The 1,530-nt window shown below is 61.1% G+C and carries 1 protein-coding gene; it reads right to left on the bottom strand.

What is annotated here, in order from left to right; translation table 11 throughout:
• Nucleotides 1–76: 76 nt before the first annotated feature.
• Nucleotides 77–1,453: an IS1182 family transposase gene (locus SPI01S_RS21560; protein ID WP_066727417.1), complete on the bottom strand. Its 1,377-nt coding sequence runs from the start codon at nt 1,451–1,453 to the stop codon at nt 77–79.
• Between the last annotated feature and the right edge of the window lie 77 nt (nt 1,454–1,530).

Genomic DNA, 1,530 nt, shown 5'->3' with positions numbered 1-1,530 from the left:
CGATTGTGTTGAAAAACCCGGCGCTGGGATCGAGGCTGGTGCCAGCTTAGGCACGGCCTGGAGGGCTCGTCCCCGGTTATGCGGGCGCTGCGGTGGCGGGCATCGGGATCAGCTTGGCCATCTTGCGGAGGTTTTGGGCGGTGGCGGCGAGGAGGAACTCGTCTCTTGCGCCGTTTGGGCCTCGCAGGCGCAGGCGGTCGAGTTTTAGGATGCGTTTGAGGTGGGCAAACAGCATCTCAACCTTTTTTCTCTCGCGGCGGGATGTGACATAGGCGTCGGTTCTGGACAGATCCCTTGCCAAGTCACGTGCGCCTTCGTGGAGAGATCGGGCCACTTTGCGGTTGGGCTGACCGGGGCAGCATTGCGGCTTGAGGGCGCAGGCGTCGCAGTCATGTTTACTGGCGCGGTAACGGATGAAGCCGTCCTTATCGACGCCGGGCCGTGGGGTCGCATAGTCCCGGCGGTGCTGGACGAGATTTTTGCCACCAGGGCATACGTAGAGATCCTTGTGATGGTCGTAGCGGAACTCGGTGCGTTGGAAACTTCCCGTCCGTCGACCCACGTGATCGAAGATGGGAATGTGCGGTTCGATACCACGCTCATGGACGAGCCAGGCGATATTGGCGGCATCGCCATAGCCGGTATCGGCGGCCAGACGCTGCGGCCAGATGCCAAAGCGCTCCTGCGTCCTGTCGATCATAATTCGCTGCGCTGTCACCTCAGCTGGGCGGATGGCCGTGGTGGCTTCGACATCAACAATCACGGCGTTTGCCAAATCGATGAGATAATTGGCGCTGTAAGCGAAGAAGGCTTGCCCGCCATGTGCGCTTGTCCAGCGCGCTGCAGGATCGGCAGGCGACAGATATTTGGGCGTGATGGGCGATGCTGCGCCGAACGCTGCTGCATCGAGTACCTCCAGATACTCCCGGGCAGCATGGTGGACGATGTCCGGGGGCAAGCCTTCCTCGCCGGGCACACCTCGCTGGCGGTTCGCGTCGGCTTTGATCAGACTGGCGTCGACGGCAAAGCCCTCACCACTGACCAATCCCTCCTCGATGCAGCGCGTGACGGTCCTCTCGAACAGGTCCCGCAATAGATCGCTATCCCGGAAGCGGCCGTGGCGGTTCTTGGAGAAGGTCGAATGATCCGGCACCGCTCCGTCAAGACCAAGGCGGCAGAACCAGCGATAGGCCAGGTTAAGATGCACTTCCTCGCAGAGGCGCCGCTCTGACCGGATGCCCAGGCAATAGCCAATGAGCAGCATCCGGATCATGAGCTCGGGATCGATCGACGGGCGGCCCGTCTCGCTGTAGAATGGTCGTAGCTTCTCCCGGATACCGCTCAGGTCCACAAAGCGGTCGACTGCCCGCAACAAGTGGCTTTGCGGCACATGGTCCTCCAGGCTGAAGCTGTAAAACAGCGCCTCTTGCATCACCGTCCGATTACCCATCATCGGCCTGTCTCCCAACGACAGGTCCAGTGAATCAGGGCTGCGCGATTACTGCAAGGCCGAGTTTTTCAACACTATCG

The sequence above is a fragment of the Sphingomonas pituitosa NBRC 102491 genome, from assembly GCF_001598435.1.
GTDB lineage: Bacteria > Pseudomonadota > Alphaproteobacteria > Sphingomonadales > Sphingomonadaceae > Sphingomonas > Sphingomonas pituitosa.
The sequence above is the reverse complement of the archived record's forward strand: the minus strand, read 5'-3'. Positions and strand labels throughout refer to the sequence as shown.